Annotated in this window: 8 tRNA genes; all 8 read left to right on the top strand. The window is 49.3% G+C overall.

The window, feature by feature from the left end:
• Positions 1–15: 15 nt before the first annotated feature.
• Positions 16–97 (top strand) — tRNA-Leu (locus ACM6JA_RS19725).
• Positions 98–104: 7 nt separating this feature from the next.
• A tRNA-Gly gene (locus ACM6JA_RS19720) sits at positions 105–178 on the top strand.
• Positions 179–186: 8 nt separating this feature from the next.
• A tRNA-Ser gene (locus ACM6JA_RS19715) sits at positions 187–275 on the top strand.
• 24 nt (positions 276–299) lie between these two features.
• Positions 300–376 (top strand) — tRNA-Met (locus tag ACM6JA_RS19710).
• Position 377: 1 nt separating this feature from the next.
• Positions 378–451: transfer RNA gene (locus ACM6JA_RS19705), tRNA-Trp, on the top strand.
• 30 nt (positions 452–481) lie between these two features.
• A tRNA-His gene (locus ACM6JA_RS19700) sits at positions 482–557 on the top strand.
• A gap of 20 nt (positions 558–577) precedes the next feature.
• Positions 578–651 (top strand) — tRNA-Arg (locus tag ACM6JA_RS19695).
• A gap of 8 nt (positions 652–659) precedes the next feature.
• A tRNA-Leu gene (locus tag ACM6JA_RS19690) sits at positions 660–744 on the top strand.
• The last annotated feature ends 177 nt before the right edge of the window (positions 745–921 follow it).

Here is a 921-nt window from a genome sequence, read left to right as displayed (position 1 = left end):
GTTTCAAATGAATATGCCGGTGTGGCGGAATGGCAGACGCGCGCGACTCAAAATCGTGAGGGAAACCGTGGGGGTTCAAGTCCCTTCACCGGCACCATATTCAAGCGGGTGTAGTTCAATGGTAGAACTCCAGCCTTCCAAGCTGGTCGCGTGGGTTCGATTCCCATCACCCGCTCCATATTTTGCGGAGGGATACCGAAGTGGTCATAACGGGGCGGTCTTGAAAACCGTTAGAGTGCAAGCTCACGGGGGTTCGAATCCCTCTCCCTCCGCCACTTCTTTTTATTACGAATAATTATGGCGGCGTAGCTCAGATGGCTAGAGCGTTCGGTTCATACCCGAAAGGTCGGGGGTTCGATCCCCTCCACCGCTACCATAGGGGCATAGTTTAACGGTAGAACGAAGGTCTCCAAAACCTTTGGTGTGGGTTCGATTCCTACTGCCCCTGCCAAGGAACAATCTTAAAAACGTATACATTATGGCGGTCGTGGCGAAGGGGTTAACGCACCGGATTGTGGCTCCGGCACTCGTGGGTTCAAGTCCCATCGATCGCCCCATTTTTTTATAACTACAATATGTCTCAGTAGCTCAGCTGGATAGAGCATCCGCCTTCTAAGCGGACGGTCGGGAGTTCGAACCTCTCCTGAGACGTTTTACATGCGGTCGTGGTGGAATTGGCAGACACACCATCTTGAGGGGGTGGCGGGGCGACCCGTGCGAGTTCGAGTCTCGCCGACCGCACCATTAATTTAAACGAGGTTTAAAAAACCTCTTGATTAATGAAAAGCAATGTGTTATACTAAAAATCTACTCACGAAACACACGAGTTTAACTGAGTAGAAAAAATCACATAAAGCTAAAAAGTTGTTGACTTAGAAAGTTAGATGTGATAAATTAAAGATCTGCACCGAATATGGTGTA

This window comes from Brevibacillus sp. IT-7CA2 (assembly GCF_949767855.1).
Classification (GTDB): Bacteria; Bacillota; Bacilli; order Brevibacillales; family Brevibacillaceae; genus Brevibacillus.
The sequence above is the reverse complement of the archived record's forward strand: the minus strand, read 5'-3'. Positions and strand labels throughout refer to the sequence as shown.